This window comes from Pantoea sp. (assembly GCF_032114055.1).
Taxonomy (GTDB): Bacteria; Pseudomonadota; Gammaproteobacteria; order Enterobacterales; family Enterobacteriaceae; genus Pantoea.
In genome coordinates this window covers 1-24704 of sequence record NZ_DAMCTB010000013.1, presented here as the reverse complement: position 1 = coordinate 24704, position 24704 = coordinate 1, and the positions used below count along the sequence as shown (strand labels likewise).

The following is a 24704-nucleotide window of genomic DNA, read 5'->3' as shown; positions in this document are numbered from 1 at the left end:
GTAAACAGAAGCGCGACATCAATCCCGGCTAAAATCTGTGTTCGTCCGGAAAAACCGAGGCAGCCGTTCCTTCATCCGCAACGGGCTGGCAGCGTTACACTGTTTGCTGTCCCGGAGCTGCAGGTCGGTTTGCAGAGGAGTAAGCGCCATATCGCCAGGAGACTCTGCAGATAATTGGCCATTCATTACTGGAGAAAGGATTGCTTCGGACAGCCTGATGCTTCCTCAAGAATACTTCTTAACGCACTGGCCATTGCAGTTGGCTGCAATATCCGGCATGCCTGCTCAGAAAAGAGGTTAATTACATGTTGCAGTAATAAGAGATGATAATGAAATTCATTTAAAGTGAACTTACAGATATCATCCTGCCACTCATCGTGTATTCAGAAAGAATCTTCTGGCTGAAAATTTATTGGCATACATTCATACAAAAGAGTTCCGCATCTTGCTTACGTTGTAGTTCGTGTTTGCCAGAAATGTTGGAGAAGCAGGGATGACTGCTATGCAGCCTGCGGTGCTGTCTCTTGTCTGACCAAATAAAGAGATTTCAGCGTAACCGGTGGAAAGGCAGGCACCCACACAGGCGGTCTGTCGGACAGGTGACCATGACTGAGCAAATAAACACAGTCTTCAAAGCTGAAAAGCCGCTCTTATAGCGGCATGGCACTGAATATGCGGCTGACATTGCCAGGTCGTATACCGGCTCTCCGTCTGAAATAACCCGAAATAAATGTTTTTTCTGCCGAGTGCAGCCGCTACTCTGATACCTGAGATGTGTTAATTTCACGCCTGTGGAAGCTCTATCATAGAGATTATGTTAATCTGACTTTAGTTGGGTGTGATGAAAAAGACTCTTGTTATAACGTTAATCGTGACAGCGCTGACGGGCTGTGTTGACTATCAATGGGTAAAACCTGGCATGGACAAACAGCAGGAAGAGATGGCAGAAACACAGTGTAAAGCACAGGCACTCAGGGAGTTACCGCCCGACAATGAGGTTACGGGTAAGTACACGTCCAGAGATGAAAAACATAAAACGACGGACACCAGCTATTCATCAACGGATGAGAACGCAGGTAACCGGGATATTCTGGTGAAAGATTGTATGTACAGGAAAGGCTGGACACAGATAGAAGTTCAGCAATAAATCGCCTCGCAATCTTCATTGCAGAAATACCCCACATCTTAATACGCTGTGGGGTATTCTGAATTTTATTTCTCAATCATATTACTGATCTGATCGCGATTGATTTCGTGCTCGTAGCCACCTGCGTCTTTATAGCTTATCAGGCCGGTCGATTCATCGATTACCGGCTTTCCTTTAGTCACAACCATCTCACCTGATTTGGTCTGCATAACATAGTCACTGGAACATCCCGCAAGCGCGGTGACTGCAGCCGCAACACAAGCGGCCATAAAAAAAGACTTGCCCATTGTTCCTGCCTTCTTAATGAGTAGATATATCAATATATTGCATGATGATTTTATTAAAACCCTTTTTATAAATCCAGTATCGTCACTCCCGGGACGATGAAACAGCCTTAGCTGTTGAAGGTTCATTAAATTTGATTGAAATTCAATTTCTGCGCAAAACCTGATAGCCGGCATTCCGGAATACAGTTCAGCTCAATTCATAAAACTGCCTCAGTGCAAAGGGTGATAAATGAACGGCTTTGCTGGCTTCTGATAGCGTTGAAAATTATCAGATAATCACGCCCTTGAGGATAAGGAGAGTAGCAAAAGGGGGAATTGACCGGCTGGCCGTATAAAACGCACTGTTTTCCCTCAATATAGCCTGGCACTGTTCTGGCTTTCCGGCACAGAAAAAGCAGATATCACGCAAAGTCAGGCGCCTTCTGACGACGCTTTTTAGCCCGACAGCATATAGTCATATTGTTAAATCAGCGACCTGCAATTCTGTACCGGCTTACCCACAGCCTGTCCACTTTTTCTGTGGATAACTCCGCTCTGAAACAGCGATCTCATTGCATCAGCCAGGAAATTCGTCGTCGCCAGACTGCTCCATGAATTCCACCATAGCGCCTTTATGTGCATCAACATGCCGGATATAACGCATCAGCGTTTCTGGCTTTTTCCAGGTACCTTCCTGCATAATCCGTGCGATCGGATAGCCTTTGTCTGCCATATCCTGCGCGGCTCCCACCCTGGCGCTGTGGCCACTCCATCCGGTGTAACGGTTCTTGTTAGCTTTAATCGCACTTGTTTTTCCAGCGATGCGCCATGCGCGATTAAAAATATCCTCCAGTGCGCGCGTACTCATGGGTTTTTCTGCTGTCTGCACTCGCCCGGAACGATGTACGGCAGAAAACAGAAAAGCATCAGGATGATCCGCCAGTCCGGATGCCACAATCCACTCTTCAAGACGCCGGGTTGAACGACTGCTGAGTGCCTTAATTAATCCGCCTGTCTGTACTACTGTTTTAGTCCATGCGACATCCAGGATGATTCGCCCATCGTCAGCGCGCATCACATCACGTACCCGTAGCCGCGCCAGTTCACTGATCCGCAGTAACGTTGAATACGCAACATGCAAAAATGCCAGGTCACGAAGCTCCTGAGGGTTTACCGAGCCTGACCACTGTTTATCGAGCCTCTGCAAATCGCTAAGCCTGAACGGAACCGCCTGACCCGCCCGTTCACCGTTCATCACCGCTACCCGGTTTATTTTTTTCATCGTACGAAATACCAGCGGCGAGGCATTAGGCGCATTCAGACCTGCGTTACGGTGTAACATTGAGATCAGCGCAGCATGTGATGTGACAGTGGAGGAAGCACGGCCGCTCTCCGCCAGAAAGGCCAGATAGTCGCGAAGATCTTCTGCGCTCATCGGCAGGAAAGTGCGCTGATGAACTTCGGACCACTGATGACAGATACGCATAACGCTGATCAGCTGTCGCCAGGTATTGGGTGAAAAGGCCTCTTTATCCTGAACGAACTGCCTGAGCCGCTCCGCGATATCACCATGCCGGCTCACCGCCAGGCTCATTAGTGGTTCTGATTTACGCATTATTGCTCACTTATTAGCCTAAAATGCCCGCGATCGCGCTACGTGAATTCTGAGAAAATTGCAGGGGAGTAGCAGGCCAGAATTTACGTAGCGTCGCCATTTTCTGGCACCTTCTCGTTGAGATCCATGATAGCGCAGTGCCTCCCGGCTGTCATGGCTTCGTATAAGTATAATTATATGAAGTTATAATTTTAGACAGTGCACTGCCAGTAGCAGGGCACTAATGCGAGGGATTTTGGCTAATACACTAATCATATGAAGTCAGGATCATGTACAGTACACTAGTATTGGCAGGGCAAAATGGGCAGGGTTTAGGCTGATAAGCTCCTGATTATGTGAGCTTAATGATTTGACCAATGCGCTAGCAGCGGTAAGGCACAGTGTGTAAAAGCTGGGCTGACAAATACATATTATATAAGGTCAGATTGTGATTGAACTTGAGCCAGACTTAGGCAGAGTAGGAATGGTGAATTTTATAGAATATTTCTTGCAAAATTTCATCTACTGAAAGCATAGTAATGCGGTATGTAACGTTAAAACTCTTCTTTTCTTAGCATACCTTTCAAACGAAAATAATGATAAGAAGGCTGCTCATTAATTATTGAGGAAAACAATGAGTATATTATTGACACCCTTTACGCATGATAATTTATTCTTCGGAAATACTTGGATGGTCGAAAATAAAGACGTCCTTGCTGAACAAATTTCACGAGTTGCAATGGGTTATTCTTCACATATTAAAAAAATTTTCTCAGGTGTTAATGTCAAAATACCGGCCTCCGCAATTAATAATGTAGAAGGTGCACTATCTTTATTGACTATGGAAGGGACAGATCCTTGGCACAGAGATGGATGGTTGTTCCAAACAATTTCATATATTGCAGCAATACAAGATGACCCCACAGGAATTTTTGATTCCCCACATATGCAACATACAGCGAAGGGGTTAGACGGTTTAAAGTTAGAGATAGATACTGATACAGGTAGAATAAATTCGGTTGTGATTTTTGAAGATAAAGCAACAACAAACGCTAGACAAACAATAGCTACAAAGAAAGATTCCAAAGGAAAAGGGATTTCTGTTTGGGACGAATTCATCGAAATAGAATCAGGGTACCGCCAACCCTTACTGACAGATAAGATATCTACTCTATTAAACAACCACCCATCATTAGATGTTGAAGAGGCAATTGAAAAAATAATATGGAAACAAGTGCGAGGATATAGAGTCAGCATTACGGTTTCAGACACCTACTCTGATGAGAATGGCAGATTAAATCTATTTAAAGGATATGAAAAAATAATTGATGGGGACCTCAAAAGAAGAAAAGCCGAAACTTTCCATGTGAATAATTTGAGAGAGTGGATGGACGACTTGGCCGAATTAGTAAAAACAAAAATAAAGGAGACTAAAGGAAATGTTTGATCCCAAGACAAAAAAGTTATTATTAGATGCGCCTAAATTAGACGGATTGGAAAACAGTGATATACCAAGATTACTGACGGAGTCTTACGCTCAAATAATTTCAGCAAGAATAAGACTAAGAGATAGAAGTATTAATGACAAAAATGTAAATGATAACATTGAAATTCTGAGAAGATTATCTTCAACGCATGAAGCATTAGTAGCAACAATGAAAGATAATAATCATAGAGAATCTGCTGCATTTGTTGCTGCATCCGCACACCATGCCTGTATGCTCTATAACAAAACGATTATGATTGAAGATGACATAACAGTATTAAACAAACATTTTATATCATCTGAAATTTCAGCAGCAATATTATATTTGATTGCCAACTCAATAACTGATGCCAATGAAATAACTAAAAACTTTATTTTTATGGATGATGGAAGCATTGAGTCATCTCTTATTAAAGGCATTTCTTTGCTATGTAGAGGAAGATTGCAAGAACTGATTCAGATAAGAATTGATGAATCAATAATTAGTGAGTTAAACTTTAGTGAGAATAGCGCCGCTAAATTGTTATACTTCATTATTTTCCAAGCCGTGCAGTTAATCGCAAAAAAAATATCATTTACAGATAACTCAGAAGAAGCAACCGCCGGAAATTTATTAGAACAAGTTCTTGATCTATCAGTTGAAAATCTACACATTAAAAATGGCGAAAACGCAGAACAGAAGTCAGTTTATTCCGGCCCCTATCATTTAGCTAAACTTCTAATGATGGCTTATCCAGACCTGATAAGTTCTTCATTATTGAATATCCCCACACCTAATGGCATTTCAGCAAAAAAGTGGAACAGCTTATTAAGCCACATTTCTATGAATAGACCATATATATGGAAGAATCATCAACATGCTATTAATGAAGGACTTTTGAATGATGTATCAGCCGCTATAAGCTTTCCCACTGGGGCAGGAAAATCCACTCTTTCAGAGTTAAAAATAGCATCCGTATTAGCAAAAAACAAAAATATTGTGTTTTTAGCTCCCACATTGTCGCTGGTTGATCAAACTACAAAGTCATTGAAAATTTCATTCCCTAATTATGAAATACTCAAAGATTCAAATGAAGAAACACTTTTAACCAATGATTTAGAAAGGCTACTTCCTATATCAGTGTTCACACCAGAAAAATGCCTAATGCTACTAAACTTCAGGCCAGGATTATTCGAAAATACTGGTCTATTGATTTTTGATGAATGTCATTTATTGCACCCCAGATCATCTGAAAAAAGCCGTAGAGCATTAGATTCAATGTTATGTATAATTAATATTGTAAATATAGTAAAGGATATAAAACTTTTGCTTTTATCTGCAATGATGAAAAACACTGATGAGATTGCTAATTGGTTAGCAGACATCACTAATAAACAATGCTTATCTCTGAATTTAGATTGGAAGCCAACAAGACAGGTGCGCGGGTGTGTTGTTTATGAAGAAGAAGAAGTAAATAAATTGAAAGAAATATTATATAATGAAAGAGTTGTTTCAAATAATAAATCCGTCCCATTAAAATTAAAAAATGAATTAAAAGCAAAACCACTTGGTCTATTTTGTTTACATCAAACTTGGCAGTCCACTTCGCGTAACGATTACTCTCTGATACCATTACTTGATGAACCTGTTAAGTTAAGTGCGGGGCATATCCTTCCTGAAAATGTTGATGATAAAAATGAAAATTATAAATGGTATCTAACACCAAACAGTTTGAAAGTATCTGGAGAAATAGCCGCCAATAGTGCCATAAAAAATCTAAAAACAATTTTATTCGTCCAAACGATACCTAATAGCATTTCGACTGACAAATATATTTCAAGTTTAATTAAGGATGAACCAATCCACTTAAATGATCATGAGATATCAATTCAGCATTTGCTTGAAGTAGAGCTTGGGGATTTGGATGCTAGTTATCTGGTATTCGATCCAAACACTAAATCTATTAACAACAAAAGCACATGTCACCACGGTCATTTATTATCAATTGAGAGAAAATTACACGAATCCTTATTTTCTAGGAATGATGGGATTAATGTACTCGTTGCAACATCAACTTTATCCCAAGGAATGAACTTACCTAGCGATATAGTTATTATAGGGGGTGACAGTAGGTTTGACCCGGAGTCTCAGAAATTAGATCAGTTGGAAGCTCATGAATTGCTTAATACAGCCGGCCGAGCGGGAAGAGCAGGAGATCGTTCACATGGATTTGTTTTAATTGTACCCAGTAAAATCATTGATTTTAATAATGAAAATAGTAGGATACACAAATATTGGTCAGAGCTTCAAAGCATATTCTCTCAAAGTGACCAGTGTTTAATAATTGAAGATCCGATGGCACCAATACTTGATAGCATTCATAATACTTCTGAAGAACTCAACGAACTTAGTTCTTATCTGATTGGTAGATTGTATTTTAATATAAACACATCCGATTCGAAAGATAAAGACGCCTATAATATAATTAATAATTCTTTAGCTGCTTATCAAGCTAGAGTCAGAAGCGACCATAAATGGTTATCTGATCGCCTAAATTCTCTACAAAAGGTATCTGAAAGTAGATCTGAAGGTACTGATTGGCAAAGAAAATTAGCCGCTTCTACAGGAGTTGATGTAAAAATAATTGCAGAATTATCTGGAATGTTGAACGGTACGATTAGGTTTGAAGCCACTACAATAGAATGGTTTAATTGGATTACTGAATGGTTAGTTAATAACCCCACTCACCTCCAAATTTTAATTAGAAATGAGACCATAGAAAGCTTTATGGGAACATCATTCAAAAAGATGCTAAATGGCTCTGACAAGTGGATCCAAGCAACCGAAAAATTACTTCCTCTTCTCAATGCATGGATTAGTGGCGAATCATTAAAAGAAATAGAGATTAAATGTGGGACAAAACCTCATTTAATAAAAACTTGTGAAAAGGCGCGTGAATTTGTTCTACGCATTGTGCCAGAACTTGCTTATGTTTACGGATTGCCTAGCCAAGTTTACCTAGCGTTATGCTTATCTAAATCTAGCGAAATTCATATACCTCTAGCACTTGACAAATTAGGCTCATGCGTTAAAAAAGGATATGACCAGGTGGAAAAGCTAGCCCTTGAAATTGTCGATGATAAGAATACTATCAGAAGATTAGTACATAAGGATTTTATCAAGCTCTCCGAATTCATTCCACCATTTGAAAAAAATGATACGTTTCAAGTTGTTCTTGAGCGAGTTAGAGTTGCAAAGATAATAAGTAGCTTATAAAATATTTATTTAACTTTATTAAAGATAAGGAAATTTTATGGCACGCATAGCCCCTTTTGATTCCGAACATCTTGAAGCTATTTGTCGGGTTTTAGCTGATACGAATATGGGATTGACAGGCTCACAAATTGAAGGGTTGTTACGTGATATAGGAATTGAGGACTCCGGACCTGGTATTACTAAATGGAAACGAATTTATAATGCCTTAGCAATTTCACAAAATAAATACAAAGCGGGAAACCATACGATTATTTTCATAAATAAAGCCATGAATCCTGTTAGTTATGCAAGGGAAGTTAATGCATTCAAGTGGCGTCGTGATGAGTTAAATTTAGTTTTGTCTTTCTCAGGATTTTATGTACGTGAAGATGGAAAAGTTGGTCACATTGATAAGGCTACAACATTAGATGAAGCTCGCTCTCGTGCGGGAAAACTTAAAATGGCTCTGGAAAACCGTTTTGTGCACGATGAAGTCATGCATTATTGCCGTGCAGAACTCGTAGAGGATAACTATTTCCATGCTGTGTTTGAAGCAACTAAAGGTATAGCCGAGAGAATTAGAATACTATCCGGTCTACATTATGATGGAGCTGAATTAGTAAACAAATCATTTGCAGGCCAAAATCCCTTGCTTGCTATAGGACCTTTAATTACTGAATCAGAAAAAAGTGAGCAGAAAGGACTTGCTAATTTGATGGTTGGTCTTTTCGGAGCAGTAAGAAATCCCTTAGCCCATGCGCCAAAAAAAACTTGGCCCATGACTGAACAGGATGCCTTAGATATTTTATCATTAATATCTTATATTCATCGAAAATTGGACCTTGTGGTTAAAAATAATGATTAAAAATATTCAATTGTATATTGCCCATAATCTTTTCATTAAAAAATAAAGAAAGCTAGATAAGCGAATGTCATTTAACATAAATAGCATTATACGACTCTTATTGCAATTCGCAACACTGAACGGGCTATTACCAAGCTTCTACGTAACGACGGTAAGTAAGACGTGTTTCCTCAGGCATGTCGGCATTTCCTGGCTAGTGGCATTGATGACTTTAAACTGTAGGAAAATGCGGTTGAATCATCCTATCTTTTTATCCAGCATCTGACAGGTTGTCAGGCTTGAATGAGGGAGGTATTGTTCACAAATCGTCAGGATGACAGATGAAGATGAACCTGCAGGAGCTGGCAATGGACACGACTGAAGATCTTAATAATACCTATTTCTACGCAGGCAGACCGAATCTCAACGCTGGTGAGCTTTATTTCATGATTTTCTGTGAAGAAGTCGCTAAGCAACTTGGCATTGATGACTTCGGAGCGATCGTGGCCATCCTGTCTGGACGTAATGTCCTGACTACCCGAACCAAACCGCGCGATGCTCTCAAGGGAACGTCCTATGCCTCTAAGGCAGCGCGCAGAGTATTCCCTGACGCAAAATTTCCTTTCGGCATTCAGCTCCCCACGATCGTAGGGGGATACCCGCCTCGGACAGCGCGTATTCTGTTTACACATAAGCTCAGCACCTTTGTAGGACGAGCCATTCCTGTTGTGGGCTGGGTGATACTGGCCAAAGATGTTATTGATATCAATTACAATTCAGTCAGACTCTATAACACCATCGCCCGAGGGAAGGATAAGTTATGGTAGATGCCACCCAGACACGCGTAATGGCACTCATTGAGCCGTGGAACGGCCGCTCCTTTCTTACGTTCCGGAAAAGAACACTCACGCCAGAAACGTCGCTAAATCTGGACATGAAGCTTGATCCGGAAGACGCTGCGGAATGCCTTCAGAACGTCTTTGATGCCTTTGAAATGGATTCTGACCAGGTGACTTTCAGCCTCTACTATCCAGAAGATCCGCACGAAGCCATCCCTCTTACCGTTGGGATGCTGATCGAGTCAGCCCGTGCCAGGCGATGGTGCTATGACTGAAACAGTGGTCGCCACAGACAATTATCCGCTTTGAGATGTGAAAGCCTCTGCCTCCGCTTTTTGAACATCAGACTTCAGGCTAAGAAACGCTTCTGACTATGCCTGTAAGCACCGCAGTTACGCTCTCTTGAGAAATCCCGGACAGTAACCTACCTTCTATCACTCTCACTGACGCTACACTTCTTAGAAGCATCAACACAACCGGAGCTCAGATGCCAAACAGTCACCCTCTTCTCCCTGGCAACGGCACGCTATTTTTCGATGTTAACCAGACCCTGCTGGACACGTCCGGACTAAATCAGGCGGTGGCGCAGCGGCTTGGTAATAAACCTGAACGCGCCGAAGCCTGGTTCACTTCAGTGTTACATCATTCGCTGGTCGGGACCGTCACAGGCAGCTTCCACAGTTTTGGCGATATCGCCGAAGCTATTCTGGAGATGACGGCCGCACGCTATGGCATCACCCTGTCTGAGGCGGCAACACCGCTGGCTGAAATCATCGCCGCGATGCCTGCTTATCCGGATGTGGCCAACGGGCTGACCGCGCTGCAGCAGCAGGGCTATACGCTGGTCGCGCTCACTAACTCCTCAGCCGCGCTGGCGGAAAAGCAGCTGAGTTCCGCCGGGCTGGCACCATTGTTCACCCGAATTCTCAGCGTGGAACAGGTTCAGGTTTATAAACCCGATCTGAGAGTCTATCAGTGGGCGATGAATGAGATGGGGCAGCCCGCCTCCGCCTGCATGATGGTGGCGGCGCATGGCTGGGATGTTGACGGGGCTAAACGTGCAGGGATGAAAACAGCCTTTGTCGCCCGTAAAGGTCAGGCGCTTTACCCGCTGGCGCCGTCACCGGATTATGTTGTCGATGATATCGCTGCGCTGGCCGCAGAGATCGCACCGCTCTGCTGAACCGCATCAGGCCGGATGCAGCGATGCACTGCACTCACTGTTCCGTCTCAAACGCCGATCTGACCGCCCCGACGATGCGCCGGGCTGTGGCGTCATCCTCAAACAGCGGGAAGTTTTTTTTCAGCTTGCCGGAAATCTGCCAGCCGTTCTCCTTCAGCGACCGGATGATGCGGCTGGCATCCTGATCGGGCATCTCAACCACCTCCTTCAGTTGCTGCTGGGCACGCTGAAACAGGACGAGTACCCGCGCTTCATCCGCCATTTCGGTCCGCACGGTATGTTCGATCACTCTGCTCGTGTAGAGGACATGCTCGGTCAGATCGGGATAGCGCCAGGCAAAGCGGGCATCGTCATAATCGCTGAAAACGAAGTTGCTCCGCGTGCCATCTTCATAAGTTTTCAGCTCGCCAAAGCGATAGCAGCCTGCATAGCGCCGCATCAGTTTTTTAGAAAAGAGATCCAGCGTACGGTCGTAGCCGACCCGGAAATCCATTGAGCTGGTGATGGTGGCCGAGACCGGCAGGATTACGCCATCCGGTATTGCGCCATCCCGGTTCAGCGTGTCATTGATCAGAAATCGATGGATGCGGCCATTCCCGTCGCGCATCGGATGAATATAGACGAACCCAAACGCGATGACGCCCGCCCGGGCCAGCGGCGCGGCGCCCTGTGTCGCCTGTTCAAAGGCTTTCAGACCCTGCATAAAGTGCGGGACATCATCGTAATGCGGAGCGATATAGTGGACGATATCTTCGCGCATTGTCGACTGTCCGACAAACACCGGCGAACGTCGCAGCCCCAGGCCCAGCGCATCCTGACCCAGAATCCCCTGCTGCAGGATGTGCAGGCTCTCTTCGCTAAGCGGATCGTCAAGCTGGCCGCAATATTGTGCAATAACGTGAGCAAAGCGCTGGATGCGATCGCCCTGGTCAGACTCTTTTTCAATCAAAAAACTGGCACGCGATTCTTTAAACGTCAGCCAGCTGGCGGTGCGCATCAGGATATCTGCGCCAAACGCGTTATCCAGTTCCCTGAGGGCATCATTCAGATCGAAGGCCAGCGCCTGCTCGACGGCAGGCGTTCTGCGCACCAGCGGACAGAAATCTACCGATCCCGGCAGGTTGTCGTTGATGCGCCAGCGTCGGTTACGCTTCAGCGTAGTGCGGGTGAGATAAGCATCGGATGAAATCGCCCCGACATAACCGCCGTTAGTCACATCGGGCACCTGTAGCGGGCTGCCGGTCAGCCATTCATAGAAAAATCCGGCCCGCCGCGCATACTGGCCAAACGGCTCCTGGCGGCACCACTGTTCCAGTGGTTCAGGCCCGACCGCCGTAAACAGCCGGGCGAAGAACTCAAGATTGATCTCTTCATATTTCAGTCCGAAGGCAAAGTGTCCGGCAAAGGAGTCTTCCGGCTGATAGCCAGGCGGATAGTGGTTTTCTACCTGTCCCTGGCTCTCATGATGAGAGCGTACCGTGCCGATGGCCGACTTTACGCGCAGCGGCTGCGCCAGTTCAATGGCATAACGTTCGCGCAGCGCGCTGAAGCCGACCAGCATGATGAATCCTTTATCTGTTGAATGAAAACGATAACAGAAAGGAGTTCTATCACGAAAACGTTAATTACGCCATCAGGAAAGCGTTAACAGCCGCCCGAAAATGATAATTAAATGGCCGGTTGATGCGAAAATAATAACAACGATGCACCGTCAGGATTTGACCACAATGCAGAGCAGACCGGCCACAATCATCACCACACCGATCAGACTGTGCCAGCTGAAGGCCTCCTGAAATACCGGCAGACTCACTGCCACCAGCCACACCAGCACGTAGCTGAGACTCAGCAGCGGGTAGACCCGGTTCAGAGGGAAAAAGTGCAGCGCCCGGATCCAGCAGAGCATCGAGACACCATAGGCCCCCAGCCCGGCCAGTAGCATCAGAACGGGCAGAATAGCCATGGCAGGCAGCGACAGGAGGCTGCTGAACTCAGGCAGTCGCGGCATCGCCCAGCGCATCATCAACTGCGCGGCGGAAACCAGCAGCACGCTACAGGCGACCCATCCGTAGCCTTTCATAGCTGACTCGCCATCAGTGCTACGCCGGTCACCACCAGCAACGTGCCCGCCAGCTGGCGCAGCGTAAGCCGCTCGCGCCAGAGGACGCGTCCGGCCAGCGCGACGAAAATGAAATTAAGGCTCAGCATCGGATAGGCCTGACTCACCGGCACCTGCTGCAGTACCCGCAGCCAGAGAAGCATGGCAAAACCTAACAGCAGTACGCTCAGGGCGATCCAGCTTAACCGCCCCTGACGTGAGAGCGCATGGGTTGCCTGCTTCTGGCAGAGCTGCGCGCTGCAGCTGAGCAGACTGACCAGGACAATCAGCAGCACCATCATTTCATCTGGCTATAAAAGAGGCTGACCAGCCTGCCCTGACGATACACCGCATCCGGCACCGGAACCTCCTCACTGATATCGCTGTGAACCGAGTCAACCAGCAGCAGCAGCGACACGTTACCCAGACGACGATGCTCCGCCAGCCAGCGGCTAAAGTCCGCCGCAGAGACGAAGCGGGACTGCGCATCGGGGTAGCTCAGCCCATATTCCAGTTCGCTCTTAGCGTCATAGAAATCGATGTCGCTGCGGTGCAGATGCCACGCAACGGCGGAGGCTACGCCAGAATTATCCGCCAGGATAAAGCGGCTGGCCGCCAGCCGATCACCCGTGACCGAGACAAAGTTCTGCGGCTGCTTAGCATCACGGATTTTCTCCGGTATCGCAGAGCCGATGAGCAGCGCCACACCCAGCGGACACAGCGCGGATACCAGCCAGCGGTGCCGGGAAGAACGGCAACTGTAAGCGCCCGCCACGCCCCAGACGAGAAACGCCAGTGCCGCCAGCGTCAGTTTCAGCGTCTCCTCCGGGGCGAACAGCGGATGATGCGTCACACTCCACGGGGCCAGCACCAGTAATACCGTGGCCACGGTCAGGCTGCCGAAAACCACGTTAATCCAGCCGTTGACGGTTAATACCCGCCCTGCCCGCTGTGCCGCATTCAGGCCATAGTGCGCCATCAGCAGCGACAGCGGTACAAAACAGGGCAGTATGTAGGTCGGCAGCTTGCCTTTCGCCAGGCTGAAGAACAGCAGCGGCATCACCGTCCAGCTCAGCAGATAGAGCGCGCCGGGATGCTGCCGACGTTCACGCCAGCCGCTGAGCAATGCACCGGGCAGCAGCGCCAGCCACGGCAGCGTGCCGGACAGCAGTATCGGCAGGTAGTACCAGAAAGGCGCTTTGTGCTGCGCATTCTCCTCTGCGAAGCGCTGAATATGCTCCACCCAGAAGAAGTAGTGCCAGAAATCAGGCGCCTGATGATAAATCGCCAACGCCCAGGGTGCGCTAATCGCCGCCGCAGAGAGCAGCGCCAGCGGACCGTAACAGATAAGTTCCCGCAGCCGCTGCCGCCAGATCGCCCATGGCAGAATCGCCAGCACCGGCACCGCCAGCGCCAGAAAACCTTTGGTCATGAAGCCCATACCGCAGGTTAGCCCCAGCAGCAGATAACCGCCCGCGCGTCCGGCGCGCCCGCTGGCTTCTGTCGCCAGCCAGAAGCTGCACATCGCTGCCGCCAGCCAGAGCATCAGCATGGGGTCAAGCACCGCATAGGTGCCGACGCCATAGACCAGCAGCGAACTGAGGAAAATCACACTGCCGACAGCGGCGGTGCGCGCTGAACCAAACAGCCGCCTGCCGAGCCAGTAGATCAGTACAGCCGTGAACGTCGTGGAGACGATCGACCCCGACCGTACGCCGAAATTGTTATGGCCAAACAGCCATTGCCCCAGCGAGTTGATCCAGTAACCGGCCACCGGTTTTTCAAAGTAGCGCAGGCCGAAGAAGTGAGGGGTGATCCAGTTTCCGCTTGCCAGCATCTCCCGGCTGATCTCCGCATAGCGGGTTTCATCGGGCTGCCAGAGATCGCGGAACATCGGCGGAATCAGGTAATAAAGGATGAAAAAGCTGAAAAAAAGTAGCCACGCTGTTTTGTTACGTATCCGCACTAGTTCGCCTCTTCAGTCAGTTGCTGGCAACCCAGCCACCCTTCCCGGCCGGCGAGCTCTCCTCTGACAACCCGGCCCAGCGGCAGGGTGTTCAGATCGTCAGGCAGCAGCTCGCTTAACGGGCAGAACTGAATGCCGTGGCGGGCAGCCGCCGTCAGCAGCCGGTCAAAGTCCGGGGAACCAATGATGCCTTCGACTTCAGCATGGATGGTGTAAACCGCCCCATCATCCGAAGCCAGCATCTTCGCCAGAATGTAGTCGTTGTAGCCTTCCGCGCTGACCTCACGGCCAACCACTTCATCCCATGTCGGCAGCGTCACCGGGATCTGAACGGTGCCGACCTGCCCGTCCGGCAGCAGGGGCCGGAAAGGGCCGGTGCCGCGACAGTCGCTGTTATAGTGAAAGCAGAAATCCTCCTTGGCGGCGAGCACCCGGCCATCGGCGCGCCAGCCGGCCACCGCCGAGCAGCTGACCGGATGACCCAGGATCTCACTCAGCGTTTCGGTGCCACGTGCAATCTGCTCTACCAGCTTATCCTGCGGCCAGACCCCCGCCCAGGTCTGCCAGGCAAAATGGTCCCAGGCGTGCAGCCCCATTTCGTGATACCGGGCGGTATCCTGAATGATATGCCGCAGGCCGCGCCCCATCTGCTTGCCTGGCCAGGCCGTTCCGGCGAGCAGGATGTCCCAGCCATAAAGCGATGCTGCGCGGGAGCGCAGCATCTTGATGAGGAAAGCCGGTTTAATCAGCCGCCAGAGATGGCGGCCCATGTTGTCCGGCCCGACGCTGAAGAAAAAACTGGCCCGCACCGAGTGGCGCTGAAACAGCGCCAGCAGTGTCGGCACACCCTGCTGTGTGCCGCGCCAGGTATCTACGTCAATCCGCAGACCAATCTTTTTCATCACTTATCAGCCTGTTGCTCAACGGTGCGCAGGAAGAAGTCCAGCGTATTGTCGATCGTGACATCCATCGTGACCGCTGGCGTCCAGCCGAGTAAGCGGCGCGCATTGCGGATAGCCGGTTTGCGGTGCTCCACATCCTGATAGCCTTTGCCGTAGTAGCTGCTGCTCTCCACTTCACGGAAACCGGCAAATGGCGGAAACTGGCTGCGCAGCGGATGACGCTCGAAGCTCGACAGCAGCTGCTCGGCCAGCTCTTTGATACTGGCTTCGTTGTCCGGATTACCGATGTTGATAATCTGGCCGTCGCAGTTCTGCTGTTTGTTTTCAATAATGCGGAACAGTGCTTCAACGCCATCACGGATATCGGTGAAACAGCGCTTCTGTTTGCCGCCATCAATCAGCTTGATGGGCGAGCCTTCCACCAGGTTCAGGATAAGCTGGGTAATCGCGCGGGAGCTGCCAATGCGCGCCGCATTGAGGTTATCCAGACGTGGCCCCATCCAGTTGAAAGGACGGAACAGGGTGAAACGCAGCCCCTCTTTTTCGCCGTAAGCCCAGATGACGCGGTCCAGCAGCTGTTTGGAGACCGAGTAGATCCAGCGCTGCTTGTTGATCGGCCCCACCACCAGGTTAGAGGTGTCTTCATCGAAGCTGTCATCCGTACACATGCCGTACACCTCAGAGGTGGACGGGAAAATAATACGCTTCTGGTATTTCACACAGTCGCGGATGATTTTCAGGTTCTCTTCGAAATCGAGTTCAAATACGCGCAGCGGATTGCGGGTGTATTCGATCGGCGTGGCGATCGCAACCAGCGGCAGAATGACGTCACATTTTTTGATGTGATACTCAATCCATTCTGAGTGGATTGCGATATCGCCTTCCACAAAGTGGAAGCGCGGATGATCGAGGAAGCGGCTGATGGCATCGGAGCTGATATCCAGCCCGTAGACCTCAAAATGCGCATCCTGCAGCAGTCGTTCTGTAAGATGGTTACCAATAAAGCCGTTCACGCCCAGGATCAGCACACGGGTACGACGCTGCAGAACCGATTGCGGTTTGGAATAGAGCAGCGCGCCCGGCACCATGCCTAAACTCTGCGCTAGCTGGCTGCCGTTCATGTAAACGCCGTGCTCAGACTGCCCGGTCAGGATTTCAAGCGCACCCTCACCGCAGGCGATAAGAAACGGCTGCTTAGCGATCACGGTGCCAGGCTTCGCCTGATGCTGCTGAGGATGAACCCGGCTCTTCCAGACCATGAATTTAACCGAACCGGCGAAGGCGAACGCGCCAGGCCAGGGATCGGTGACTGCCCTGACCAGATTGTGGATGGCTTCAGCTGGCTGATTCCAGTCGATACGGCCATCTTCGGCCGTGCGCCGGCCCACGCGGGTTGCCTGGCTCTCATCCTGCGCCCACTCCGCTACATCGCCCTCACGCAGGCGTGGCAGCACGTCGGCAAGCAACTGCTCCGCAGCCTGGGTCAGTTTACGGTGCAGCGTCAGCGCGTTGTCCTGCGCCTCAATGGCGACCTTCTGCTGCGCCAGAATATTCCCGGCATCAGCGCGCTTCACCATGCGATGCAGCGTCACGCCTGTTTCGCGCTCGCCGTTCACCAGCGCCCAGTTGAGCGGGGCGCGACCACGGTATTTCGGCAGCAGCGAGCCGTGCAGGTTAAAAGCGCCCTTTTCAGCACATTGCAGGATCTCGTCGCTCAGCAGATGGCGATAGTAGAAGGAGAAAATCATCTCTGGCGCCATCGTACGGATGCGGTCGAGCCAGATCGGATGATTCGCCTCGTCTGGCGCATAGACCGGAATGCCGTGCTCTGCCGCCAGACGGGCTACCGAGCCGAAAAATGGATTTTCGGTCGCCACATCGTTGTGCGTAAAGATGGCGCTGATCTCGTAGCCTGCGTTCAGCAGCGCATTAATGCCGACACAGCCCATGTCGTGATAGGCGAAAACGAGGGTCTTCATGATTGAGTATCCTGTACTGAAGGCTCTTCAGGAGCCTGAACAATGCGTTGAACGAAATAGCGCGGACGCGCGCGGACGTCGTTATAAATGCGCCCGATGTACTCCCCGAGCAGTCCCATACCCACAAACTGGGCGCCGATAAACATGAACAGCACGGCGAACAGGACGAAAACACCATCCCCCGCCCATGCCGCACCAAAAAAGAGTCGCAGGATGATCAGCACCAGTGAGAAGGCGAAACCGACAATCGCAATCAGGCTGCCAACCACGCTGAGCAATCGCAGCGGCGTCGTCGTCAGGCAGGTCACCAGGTCGTACATCAGGTTAATAAGCCGCATGAAGCTATATTTCGAATCACCAAAGGCACGCTCCGCATGGAGCACCGGCAGCTCAATCGTGTGACGGGCAAAGGTGTTAGCCAGAATCGGAATGAAAGTGCTGCGCTCATGGCAGTTCAGCATCGCATCGACAATATGACGGCGATAGGCGCGCAGCATGCAGCCGTAATCACCCATCGCTTTGCCGGTCACGCGCTGAATCAACCGGTTGAGCGTGCGTGAAGCCTTACGACGGAACCAGGTATCCTGGCGCTGCTGCCGGACGGTGCCCACCACGTCATACCCCTGACGGGCGGCGTCTGCCAGGCGGGGGATCTCTTCCGGCGGATTCTGCAGGTCAGCATCGAGCGTAATAATCAGATCGCCACGCACCTGGCTGAATCCGGCCATGATGGCGGAGTGCTGACCGTAGTTACGGTTGAGCAATACGCCCTTTATGCGACTCTCTGGCACGGTGGCAGCCTGCTCAATCAGTAAGGCTGAATGGTCACTGCTGCCGTCATCCACCAGCAGAATTTCATACTCCAGCCCGGTAGCGCCGCAGGCGGCGCAGGTACGCTGTAACAACGCCGGCAGGCTCTCTTCTTCGTTGTAAACCGGGATCACTACGGAAAGCATATTTATAGGTTGAATATCGCGCATCTCAGGCCCCGGCAATGTCATGTAAAGCCTGAATGACGCGCTCAACATCCTGGTCCGTCATCGACGGGAAAAGCGGGATCGAACACATCTGCTGACTGTTACGTTCGCTGGCGGGCAGCGACAGATCCGGATAGTGGTTGCGGTAATATTTGTGGGTATGGGCTGCCCGGAAATGCAGGCCGCTGCCGATATTCCGCTCTTTTAGTGCCTGCATCAGCGCATCGCGTGACAGGCCGCAGCGCTGTTCATCCACCCGGATAATAAACAGATGCCACGCATGCTCATGGGGCCAGTCAGGCAGTGACAGCGGCGTAAACGGCAGCGTGCGCAGCGCCGCCAGATAGCGTTCCGCGATCGCGCGACGGCGGGCAATAAAGCCCGGCAGTTTCTGCAGCTGCACCAGGGCGATAGCCGCGCTGATATCCGGCAGATTGTATTTGAAGCCAGGCATCATCACTTCCGCCTGCGGTAGCCGCCCCTGAGTCTGGCGATCAAAAGCATCTACTGCCAGACCATGAAACTTCAGACTACGAATACGATCGGCGAGCGCGGCGTCATCCGTCACCACCAGGCCGCCTTCTGCGCAGGTGATGTTTTTGATGGCATGGAAGGAGAATATCGCCGTACCGCGATGCCCCACCGGCTGACCATAACAGGTGGTACCCACTGCATGAGCGGCATCCTCAATGATGGCGATGCCATGCTGTTCAGCCAGTGCATAAACTGGCGCGAGATCGGCAGGTGCACCGGCGTAATGCACCGGTATAATGGCGCGCGTCCGGGGGGTAATCGCCTGTGCAATCTGTTCCGGTGTCACCATCAGGTTGTCAGGATCGACATCAATCATGACCGGCGTCGCGCCCAGCAGCGTAATCAGGTTCAGGGTAGAGACCCACGTCATGGAAGGTGTAATCACCTCATCGCCAGGCCCGATCCCCATGGCCATCAGCGTAACATGCATCCCCGCCGTAGCAGAGCTGACCGCAATGGCGTGCTGATTGCCGGTCAGCTGAACAAAAGCCTGCTCCAGTTCGGCGCATTTTGCTCCGGTGGTAATCCATCCCGAGTCAAATACGGCCTTAACAGCCGCCAGCTCTTCATCACCGAATGAAGGGCGGGAAAAAGGCAAAAAATCCATGCGAAACTCCTGCAGATCAGACCTGTAAACTGTCGCGCGTTTTAATCAGGCACAACGCCAGAAAAAGAATTCAAATAGCGATTTATTCACACCCGGCAACAGTGTTATCACCCCTCTGTTTTCCCGTTATGGAATTCAGGTTACCGGACAGCTAATACAAACTACTGCACAAACATTAACTGAACATTAAATGGATGACGTGAATAACAGTAAAATTAAAAAAAAGGCAACTTATTAATTTCAGGGAAAGTTCAATTTCAGATCGCAGAAATCAGGCTTTATCGCCACTCTTTTCATTTTATTGATAATACGTTTAAACATCGACAGCATTACCTGACCATCGCCGCCACAAATGTTGCACTCGTGGAACAGAACGCACAGTAACGTGATGTTAAGGCTGCGATTTTTTATTATTCAAATCAGAAATAATTAGTATTACCCGCCGAAGACGGCAGCAGCGTGCGCACCTGGAAAATAAAAAAAGAATCTTAATGCAATCTTAATATTGCCGTTCACGCCTGTTCTTAACCCAGATTTCTCGTTATTTTCTGGTGAAGTCAGGCATTACCCGGTTATTATCTTTCTAATAAAATGTACCTGAAACGTAAAAGCAGTGCTAAAAAATGAATACAATAACGATGTCAGGCGTTTACGTCAGGTCTGCCAGAAAAGAGAAAATAGTGATGATACGTACCGCCTGTTTCAGTGCTCTGCTTACCCTGTTTACTCCACAGCTTTATGCCGCCCCAATGACTTATGCCATCAGCCCGGATAAAACAACCATTCATCTTTCGTGGCGTGCTTTTGGGCACGATTTTTCGCAAGCCAGACTGCAGGGCGTCACCGGAAACGTGATACTGAATCCGGATGACGATCGTGATGACCATGTCGAAGTAAACATCCCGGTCGGCACGCTGATAGCATCAAACAGCCTGCTCACATGGCAGCTGAAAAGCGATCTGTTTTTTGATGCAGAGCACTACCCGCAGATTCACTTCGTGAGCAGCCGCATCGTGGCTCTGAATGGCGGACAGTATCGGATCTTTGGCGTACTGACGGTTAAGGATGTCAGCCGGCCAGTCATGATGCTTGCCGCGCTCGACAGCGGTAAGGCAATTGAACCGGCTTCACACGCGCTGGCCCTGCATGCCTCGACCGCGATCTCCCGAACGGCTTTCCATGTGGACCGGCTGGTCGGGGTGGTGGATGACCGGGTAAACATTGCGCTGACGATTGCAGCGCAGGTTAAAGCCCCATTCCGCTGAAGGGTCAGACAGTCTGCTTCAGGGCGGTCTGCAGGGTTGTGGCGATGGCTGACAGCTGGGAACCCGGGTTGCGGCCAATCAGCACATACTGAAAACCACCCCGGTTCCACCAGGCCAGCTCCATTCCGTGTCGCCGTTCATAGGCGATGGCATCCGGGCCGTGCGGGGCCGGCGAGATGCAGAGCGCCATCGGACCATAATCTGCATGCAGCCAGGCGATCTGTGTTATCGATGTTCGTTCATAGCGCAGGATCCTGACCATTTTCAGTTCAGCTCCCGGCAGGCGTAGCTGCTGCGGGTGCAGTTGCAGACCTGAATCAAGTCGGACCCGGTCCAGTCCCTTCTGCAGGATCGCGGCATCATCTGGCAGATCGGCGAGTGTTTCAGCACTGTACAGCGACATATAACGCGCCTCAAGATCGCGGATAGTCTGGTTTTCATCCTCCTTCTCTTCTTCCGGTCTGGCGAGCAGCCCGATCGCGCTGCCCGCCAGCAGGAAACTTACTGAAGCGGCAATCAGGGCGCGGCGACTGTACGTTCTGGCAGGCCCGGAAGATGGAATCGCCGCGAGACGCTCTGACATTCTGGCCTGTGGCGCCTGCGCCAGCAGCGGCGCAAATGCCTGCCCGAAGTCAAAACTGCTGCGCCGGAACTGCTCAACCCGTCGGGTCAGTCCGGCATCCTGTGCCATGGCCTGCTCAAACTGCCCGGCTTCCTGCGGGGTCATCTCACCATCCAGCCAGGCAACGATGGCTTCATCGCGCCAGGGCGGCGTAAACGTTTCTCTGCTCATCGCTGTTTCTCCAGCGGTACGGGTGCGGACGCCGGCTGCCTGCCCAGTATGGCCCGGGCAGCGGCCAGACGGCTCATGATGGTGCCAATCGGGACAGAGAGGGTTTCTGCTGCTTCCTGATAGGTCAGTCCTTCAACGTAAACCAGAAACAGCGCGTTACGCTGTGCCTCCGGTAAGGCGTTAACCTGCTGCATGATGCGCTGGAACTGGCGGTTATTGTCGCCTGAGTCGTGGGTATCACTGGCCAGCAGTCCGTCGGGGTCCACAAATCCCTGCCCCTGACGGACCTTTCGCGCCCGCAGATCGCTGATCCAGATGGAGTGAAGGATCGAGAAGAGCCATCGATCCAGGCGTGTGCCGGGTGTGAACTGCGCGCCGCGTTCCAGCGCGCGTACACAGGTTGACTGCACCAGCTCTTCTGCCAGGTCACGATCGTGTGACAGCACATAGCCGTAACGCCAGAGCCGGGGCAGATGCTCTGCGAGATGCTGACGGATGTCGCTGTAAGTAATTTTACGCTCCTCCTGCCGAATCAGACCTCTGGATGGCCCTGAATGGCGGCCTGCAGATCGCGAAACTCTTCGCACGCTGTGCCACAGATTCCGGCGATGGTTTTCAACTGTTCACGCGCCAGATCCGGACGGCCTTTGATCAACCAGGCTTCACCCAGATATTCGCGCACTTTAGCGTAATGAGGATCGAGTGCAATCGCGCGCTGATAATAGCCAATTCCTTCATCCGTGCGCCCCAGTTTGCGGGTGGCATAGCCACGGTAGTTCCAGGCCTCGCGCGTGTCAGGGTTTTTCAGCGTATCCAGCAGGTTCAGGGCCGCCTGATAGTCGCCCTTTTTTGCCAGATGATACGCATAGCGCGTTTTATCGCCGTCACTCAGCCTGCTGGTTTTTTCGGGCACGCAGCTTTTGCTCTGACTGTCATAGACCTGGCCTTTCGGGCAGTCAGGCATTTTTTTCTCACTGTCATCATTGCCCATCGCCATGCTCAGCGGAGCATGCAGCATCAGTAACAGAACCGGGATAGCAAACAGAGAAAGACCAGAGCGCGTCATCATAACTTATCCTCATCGGGGCTATTGGGGCAGGCACTGACGCCCGCCATCTGCAGTGCGCTGGTGCAGCACTCTGTAGTAAACAACTCAGCAGTGGTTTCTATTCGATGAAAAATAAAATTATTTCCTCGTTTGCCCTGCCTGTTCAGAAAAGCACTGTTTGCACGGGTCGCCTGACGCTCATAACGACGTCCATACTGGCCTGCAATGAGTGGCTGCAGGGACAGGTTGTCCGCTTTCACCACGCACTGATAATTACGTCATCAGTAATACCGTTCACTGACGCCCGATGCGTCAGTTGTGACTCTGTTCAGGCAGGCTGCGTCAGCCGCTTGATGATTGCCGCGGGATCTTCACACCGATCGCGCCTCTATCTACAGGATGTAAAAGGCAATGGCCATGCCGGCTATGAAAGACGTAAGACCTGCAGTGAAGTGCCATTCAGGCAGAGAGAAGAGTGAGCTGCAGCGCAGGAAGGCCGTCGTAAACGTCCCGCAACGTCATTTTATGCAGCATTTAACGATAGATGATTAAAGACAAAGAGCCTCACCCCGGAAAAGAGTGTGGCTCTGTTAAAATCGCGCTTTGTCTGTCAGAATTGCCAGGCGAAGCCAACCTGACCGCTGTAGTCCGTTTTAAACTCTCCTCCAAAACTGGTGTCGACTTTCGCAATGAGCGACAGGTCAGGTGAAATAACGCCCTGCAGACTGACACTGCTGCGGTATCGATTATCAGACCAGGCACTGTACTGACGGGTTGACTGCCGATCTGAAAGCGAGGTAGTGGAGCCGTTTTTACCAGGCGAGTACTGGTATTCAAGGCTCGCGCTGAGAGTTACACCCGGCAGGGCGCTTCCCAGCCCGCGTTTCTGAGCCAGAATACCGGTCGTTGCAAAGTAAGGCGTTGATGAGCTCAACGATACTTCTGCATCTTCTCCTTTCAGCGAATAGCCAGACATCACGCCGCCGCTGACACCGACGTAGGGTGAAATTGACAGCGTATCGTTGACCATTCTGAACTGGTAGCCGTTGCGGAGACTGCCAGCGAGCATCTGACTCTCCTGGTGACTACGGTTAATGTTCAGGCCAGGATCCAGCGATAACGCCTGGTTCAGGTACATGTATCGGCTGGCAGTATCAATGAACCATCCGGATGCAGACTGCCAGCTGTAATAGGCCCCGGCCGCGGCCAGCCAGTGTTTCTCCTGCCCCTCGCCTTTGACTTTTCCCTGTGTGTAACTCGCACTGATACCCGCTGTCTCTGTATCGCTGTGCATATCCCAGCCTACATTCAGCGTCTGCTGGCGGGCATTCAGCCCCATAAAATGCCCGTTCCTCTGCTCAATGGTAGCCCATGATCCACTGCGATCTGGTGACATACGCAGACTCTCGGTGCGATTGTGCAGCTGGCTGACTGCTTCACTGAAAATGTACTGCCGCGAAGCAAGCAGGGCGCGGGTATGCTGGATGAGTGGCTGGTTATCATGAACCGTGAACCAGTCATCCGGATTAAATACCGCTACTGCCCGGGCATCTTCTTCTGCTTTTTCGGCTTCTTCTGCCGCTTTGTTATCGGTTTTCAGTTTTTCTTCAGGTTTTGCGCTGTCCTGACGTTTGGCTTCTGGTGCAGTTTTAGTTTTCGTTGCTTCTGATGCCACCTGCTTACCTGCCGCCTGCCCATCTGATGAGGCAGATACAGAATCTGTTGCAGGCGCAGAAACAGGTTCTGAAGCAGACGCCGGCTCAGACGCGGTGGTTACATCTGACACTGACGCGGGTTCAGAGACTGAGGTTTCCTCCGGAACAGAGGCCGGTTCAGACACTGAGGTTTCCTCCGGAACAAAGGCCGGTTCAGACACTGAGGTTTCCTCGGGAACAGAGGCCGGTTCAGACGCTGAAGTCTCCTCCGGAACAGAGGCCGGTTCAG

Annotated in this window: 22 protein-coding genes; 8 read left to right on the top strand and 14 right to left on the bottom strand. The window is 50.5% G+C overall.

Annotation, left to right across the window (positions count from 1 at the left end; all coding sequences use genetic code 11):
• Positions 1 to 841 precede the first annotated feature (841 nt).
• Positions 842 to 1147: a hypothetical protein gene (locus RT657_RS17485; RefSeq protein WP_313655978.1), complete on the top strand. Its 306-nt coding sequence runs from the start codon at positions 842 to 844 to the stop codon at positions 1145 to 1147.
• Positions 1148 to 1212: 65 nt separating this feature from the next.
• Here RT657_RS17485 and RT657_RS17480 read toward each other — a convergent pair whose 3' ends face one another.
• A complete protein-coding gene (locus RT657_RS17480; protein WP_313655977.1) occupies positions 1213 to 1434 on the bottom strand; it encodes a YgdI/YgdR family lipoprotein in 222 nt (73 codons plus the stop codon).
• A gap of 556 nt (positions 1435 to 1990) precedes the next feature.
• Positions 1991 to 3028 carry a tyrosine-type recombinase/integrase gene (locus RT657_RS17475; protein WP_313655976.1) on the bottom strand — a complete coding sequence of 346 codons (1038 nt, stop codon included), beginning with the start codon at positions 3026 to 3028 and terminating at the stop codon, positions 1991 to 1993.
• 613 nt (positions 3029 to 3641) lie between these two features.
• Between RT657_RS17475 and RT657_RS17470 the strand changes: the two genes are divergently transcribed.
• The 6 genes from RT657_RS17470 to RT657_RS17445 all read left to right on the top strand — a co-directional run bounded on the left by RT657_RS17470 (position 3642) and on the right by RT657_RS17445 (position 10594).
• Complete coding sequence (locus tag RT657_RS17470) at positions 3642 to 4454, top strand: hypothetical protein (protein WP_313655975.1); 813 nt, start codon at positions 3642 to 3644, stop codon at positions 4452 to 4454.
• Complete coding sequence (locus tag RT657_RS17465) at positions 4447 to 7749, top strand: DEAD/DEAH box helicase (protein WP_313655974.1); 3303 nt, start codon at positions 4447 to 4449, stop codon at positions 7747 to 7749. Before RT657_RS17470 ends, RT657_RS17465 begins: the two co-directional genes overlap by 8 nt.
• A gap of 37 nt (positions 7750 to 7786) precedes the next feature.
• Positions 7787 to 8593, top strand: coding sequence for a TIGR02391 family protein (locus tag RT657_RS17460; RefSeq protein ID WP_313655973.1), 807 nt, complete (start codon positions 7787 to 7789; stop codon positions 8591 to 8593).
• A 347-nt stretch (positions 8594 to 8940) separates the two neighbouring features.
• The gene (locus tag RT657_RS17455; RefSeq protein WP_313656056.1) at positions 8941 to 9399 is read left to right on the top strand and encodes an STM2901 family protein; all 459 of its coding nucleotides are present in this window, start codon (positions 8941 to 8943) and stop codon (positions 9397 to 9399) included.
• A complete protein-coding gene (locus RT657_RS17450) occupies positions 9393 to 9686 on the top strand; it encodes a DUF1493 family protein (RefSeq protein WP_313655972.1) in 294 nt (97 codons plus the stop codon). Before RT657_RS17455 ends, RT657_RS17450 begins: the two co-directional genes overlap by 7 nt.
• Positions 9687 to 9898: 212 nt before the next feature.
• The gene (locus RT657_RS17445; protein ID WP_313655971.1) at positions 9899 to 10594 is read left to right on the top strand and encodes a haloacid dehalogenase type II; all 696 of its coding nucleotides are present in this window, start codon (positions 9899 to 9901) and stop codon (positions 10592 to 10594) included.
• A 34-nt stretch (positions 10595 to 10628) separates the two neighbouring features.
• On the opposite strand, the gene RT657_RS17440 is transcribed toward RT657_RS17445, so the two are convergent.
• The 8 genes from RT657_RS17440 to arnB all read right to left on the bottom strand — a co-directional run bounded on the left by RT657_RS17440 (position 10629) and on the right by arnB (position 19654).
• Positions 10629 to 12155, bottom strand: coding sequence for a Fic family protein (locus tag RT657_RS17440; protein WP_313655970.1), 1527 nt, complete (start codon positions 12153 to 12155; stop codon positions 10629 to 10631).
• 150 nt (positions 12156 to 12305) lie between these two features.
• The gene (gene arnF / locus RT657_RS17435; RefSeq protein WP_313655969.1) at positions 12306 to 12671 is read right to left on the bottom strand and encodes a 4-amino-4-deoxy-L-arabinose-phosphoundecaprenol flippase subunit ArnF; all 366 of its coding nucleotides are present in this window, start codon (positions 12669 to 12671) and stop codon (positions 12306 to 12308) included.
• Entirely contained in the window at positions 12668 to 12988 is a 321-nt protein-coding gene (arnE, locus tag RT657_RS17430; RefSeq protein WP_313656055.1) for a 4-amino-4-deoxy-L-arabinose-phosphoundecaprenol flippase subunit ArnE, read from the bottom strand. Before arnE ends, arnF begins: the two co-directional genes overlap by 4 nt.
• Entirely contained in the window at positions 12988 to 14655 is a 1668-nt protein-coding gene (gene arnT, locus RT657_RS17425) for a lipid IV(A) 4-amino-4-deoxy-L-arabinosyltransferase (protein WP_313655968.1), read from the bottom strand. The genes arnE and arnT overlap by 1 nt, the downstream gene beginning before the upstream one ends.
• Entirely contained in the window at positions 14655 to 15557 is a 903-nt protein-coding gene (gene arnD / locus RT657_RS17420) for a 4-deoxy-4-formamido-L-arabinose-phosphoundecaprenol deformylase (protein WP_313655967.1), read from the bottom strand. Before arnD ends, arnT begins: the two co-directional genes overlap by 1 nt.
• Entirely contained in the window at positions 15557 to 17536 is a 1980-nt protein-coding gene (arnA, locus tag RT657_RS17415) for a bifunctional UDP-4-amino-4-deoxy-L-arabinose formyltransferase/UDP-glucuronic acid oxidase ArnA (RefSeq protein WP_313655966.1), read from the bottom strand. The genes arnD and arnA overlap by 1 nt, the downstream gene beginning before the upstream one ends.
• Positions 17533 to 18516, bottom strand: a complete 984-nt coding sequence (gene arnC, locus RT657_RS17410) for an undecaprenyl-phosphate 4-deoxy-4-formamido-L-arabinose transferase (RefSeq protein ID WP_313655964.1) — start codon at positions 18514 to 18516, stop codon at positions 17533 to 17535. Before arnC ends, arnA begins: the two co-directional genes overlap by 4 nt.
• Position 18517: 1 nt before the next feature.
• Complete coding sequence (gene arnB / locus RT657_RS17405; RefSeq protein ID WP_313655962.1) at positions 18518 to 19654, bottom strand: UDP-4-amino-4-deoxy-L-arabinose aminotransferase; 1137 nt, start codon at positions 19652 to 19654, stop codon at positions 18518 to 18520.
• Between the two features lie 683 nt (positions 19655 to 20337).
• Between arnB and RT657_RS17400 the strand changes: the two genes are divergently transcribed.
• Entirely contained in the window at positions 20338 to 20919 is a 582-nt protein-coding gene (locus RT657_RS17400) for a YceI family protein (RefSeq protein WP_313656053.1), read from the top strand.
• Positions 20920 to 20923: 4 nt separating this feature from the next.
• Here the strand turns inward: RT657_RS17400 and RT657_RS17395 are convergent, their stop codons facing one another.
• From RT657_RS17395 to RT657_RS17380, 4 genes are all read right to left on the bottom strand, one after another.
• Positions 20924 to 21712, bottom strand: a complete 789-nt coding sequence (locus RT657_RS17395; protein ID WP_313655961.1) for a hypothetical protein — start codon at positions 21710 to 21712, stop codon at positions 20924 to 20926.
• Positions 21709 to 22158, bottom strand: a complete 450-nt coding sequence (locus RT657_RS17390; RefSeq protein ID WP_313655959.1) for a sigma-70 family RNA polymerase sigma factor — start codon at positions 22156 to 22158, stop codon at positions 21709 to 21711. Before RT657_RS17390 ends, RT657_RS17395 begins: the two co-directional genes overlap by 4 nt.
• A gap of 86 nt (positions 22159 to 22244) precedes the next feature.
• Entirely contained in the window at positions 22245 to 22781 is a 537-nt protein-coding gene (locus RT657_RS17385; RefSeq protein ID WP_313655958.1) for a tetratricopeptide repeat protein, read from the bottom strand.
• 589 nt (positions 22782 to 23370) lie between these two features.
• Positions 23371 to 24435 carry an autotransporter outer membrane beta-barrel domain-containing protein gene (locus RT657_RS17380; protein WP_313655957.1) on the bottom strand — a complete coding sequence of 355 codons (1065 nt, stop codon included), beginning with the start codon at positions 24433 to 24435 and terminating at the stop codon, positions 23371 to 23373.
• Positions 24436 to 24704 lie beyond the last annotated feature (269 nt).

What these genes read in the sequence shown, in the direction of transcription:
- RT657_RS17455 (WP_313656056.1), top strand. Translation starts at nt 8,941, where the DNA reads ATGGACACGACTGAAGATCTTAATAATACCTATTTCTACGCAGGCAGA.
- arnE (WP_313656055.1), bottom strand. Translation starts at nt 12,988, where the DNA reads ATGGTGCTGCTGATTGTCCTGGTCAGTCTGCTCAGCTGCAGCGCGCAG.
- RT657_RS17470 (WP_313655975.1), top strand. Translation starts at nt 3,642, where the DNA reads ATGAGTATATTATTGACACCCTTTACGCATGATAATTTATTCTTCGGA.
- RT657_RS17395 (WP_313655961.1), bottom strand. Translation starts at nt 21,712, where the DNA reads ATGAGCAGAGAAACGTTTACGCCGCCCTGGCGCGATGAAGCCATCGTT.
- RT657_RS17450 (WP_313655972.1), top strand. Translation starts at nt 9,393, where the DNA reads ATGGTAGATGCCACCCAGACACGCGTAATGGCACTCATTGAGCCGTGG.
- RT657_RS17440 (WP_313655970.1), bottom strand. Translation starts at nt 12,155, where the DNA reads ATGCTGGTCGGCTTCAGCGCGCTGCGCGAACGTTATGCCATTGAACTG.
- RT657_RS17485 (WP_313655978.1), top strand. Translation starts at nt 842, where the DNA reads ATGAAAAAGACTCTTGTTATAACGTTAATCGTGACAGCGCTGACGGGC.
- RT657_RS17465 (WP_313655974.1), top strand. Translation starts at nt 4,447, where the DNA reads ATGTTTGATCCCAAGACAAAAAAGTTATTATTAGATGCGCCTAAATTA.
- arnD (WP_313655967.1), bottom strand. Translation starts at nt 15,557, where the DNA reads ATGAAAAAGATTGGTCTGCGGATTGACGTAGATACCTGGCGCGGCACA.
- arnB (WP_313655962.1), bottom strand. Translation starts at nt 19,654, where the DNA reads ATGGATTTTTTGCCTTTTTCCCGCCCTTCATTCGGTGATGAAGAGCTG.
- RT657_RS17385 (WP_313655958.1), bottom strand. Translation starts at nt 22,781, where the DNA reads ATGATGACGCGCTCTGGTCTTTCTCTGTTTGCTATCCCGGTTCTGTTA.
- RT657_RS17400 (WP_313656053.1), top strand. Translation starts at nt 20,338, where the DNA reads ATGATACGTACCGCCTGTTTCAGTGCTCTGCTTACCCTGTTTACTCCA.
- RT657_RS17445 (WP_313655971.1), top strand. Translation starts at nt 9,899, where the DNA reads ATGCCAAACAGTCACCCTCTTCTCCCTGGCAACGGCACGCTATTTTTC.
- arnA (WP_313655966.1), bottom strand. Translation starts at nt 17,536, where the DNA reads ATGAAGACCCTCGTTTTCGCCTATCACGACATGGGCTGTGTCGGCATT.
- RT657_RS17475 (WP_313655976.1), bottom strand. Translation starts at nt 3,028, where the DNA reads ATGCGTAAATCAGAACCACTAATGAGCCTGGCGGTGAGCCGGCATGGT.
- arnF (WP_313655969.1), bottom strand. Translation starts at nt 12,671, where the DNA reads ATGAAAGGCTACGGATGGGTCGCCTGTAGCGTGCTGCTGGTTTCCGCC.
- RT657_RS17480 (WP_313655977.1), bottom strand. Translation starts at nt 1,434, where the DNA reads ATGGGCAAGTCTTTTTTTATGGCCGCTTGTGTTGCGGCTGCAGTCACC.
- RT657_RS17460 (WP_313655973.1), top strand. Translation starts at nt 7,787, where the DNA reads ATGGCACGCATAGCCCCTTTTGATTCCGAACATCTTGAAGCTATTTGT.
- arnC (WP_313655964.1), bottom strand. Translation starts at nt 18,516, where the DNA reads ATGCGCGATATTCAACCTATAAATATGCTTTCCGTAGTGATCCCGGTT.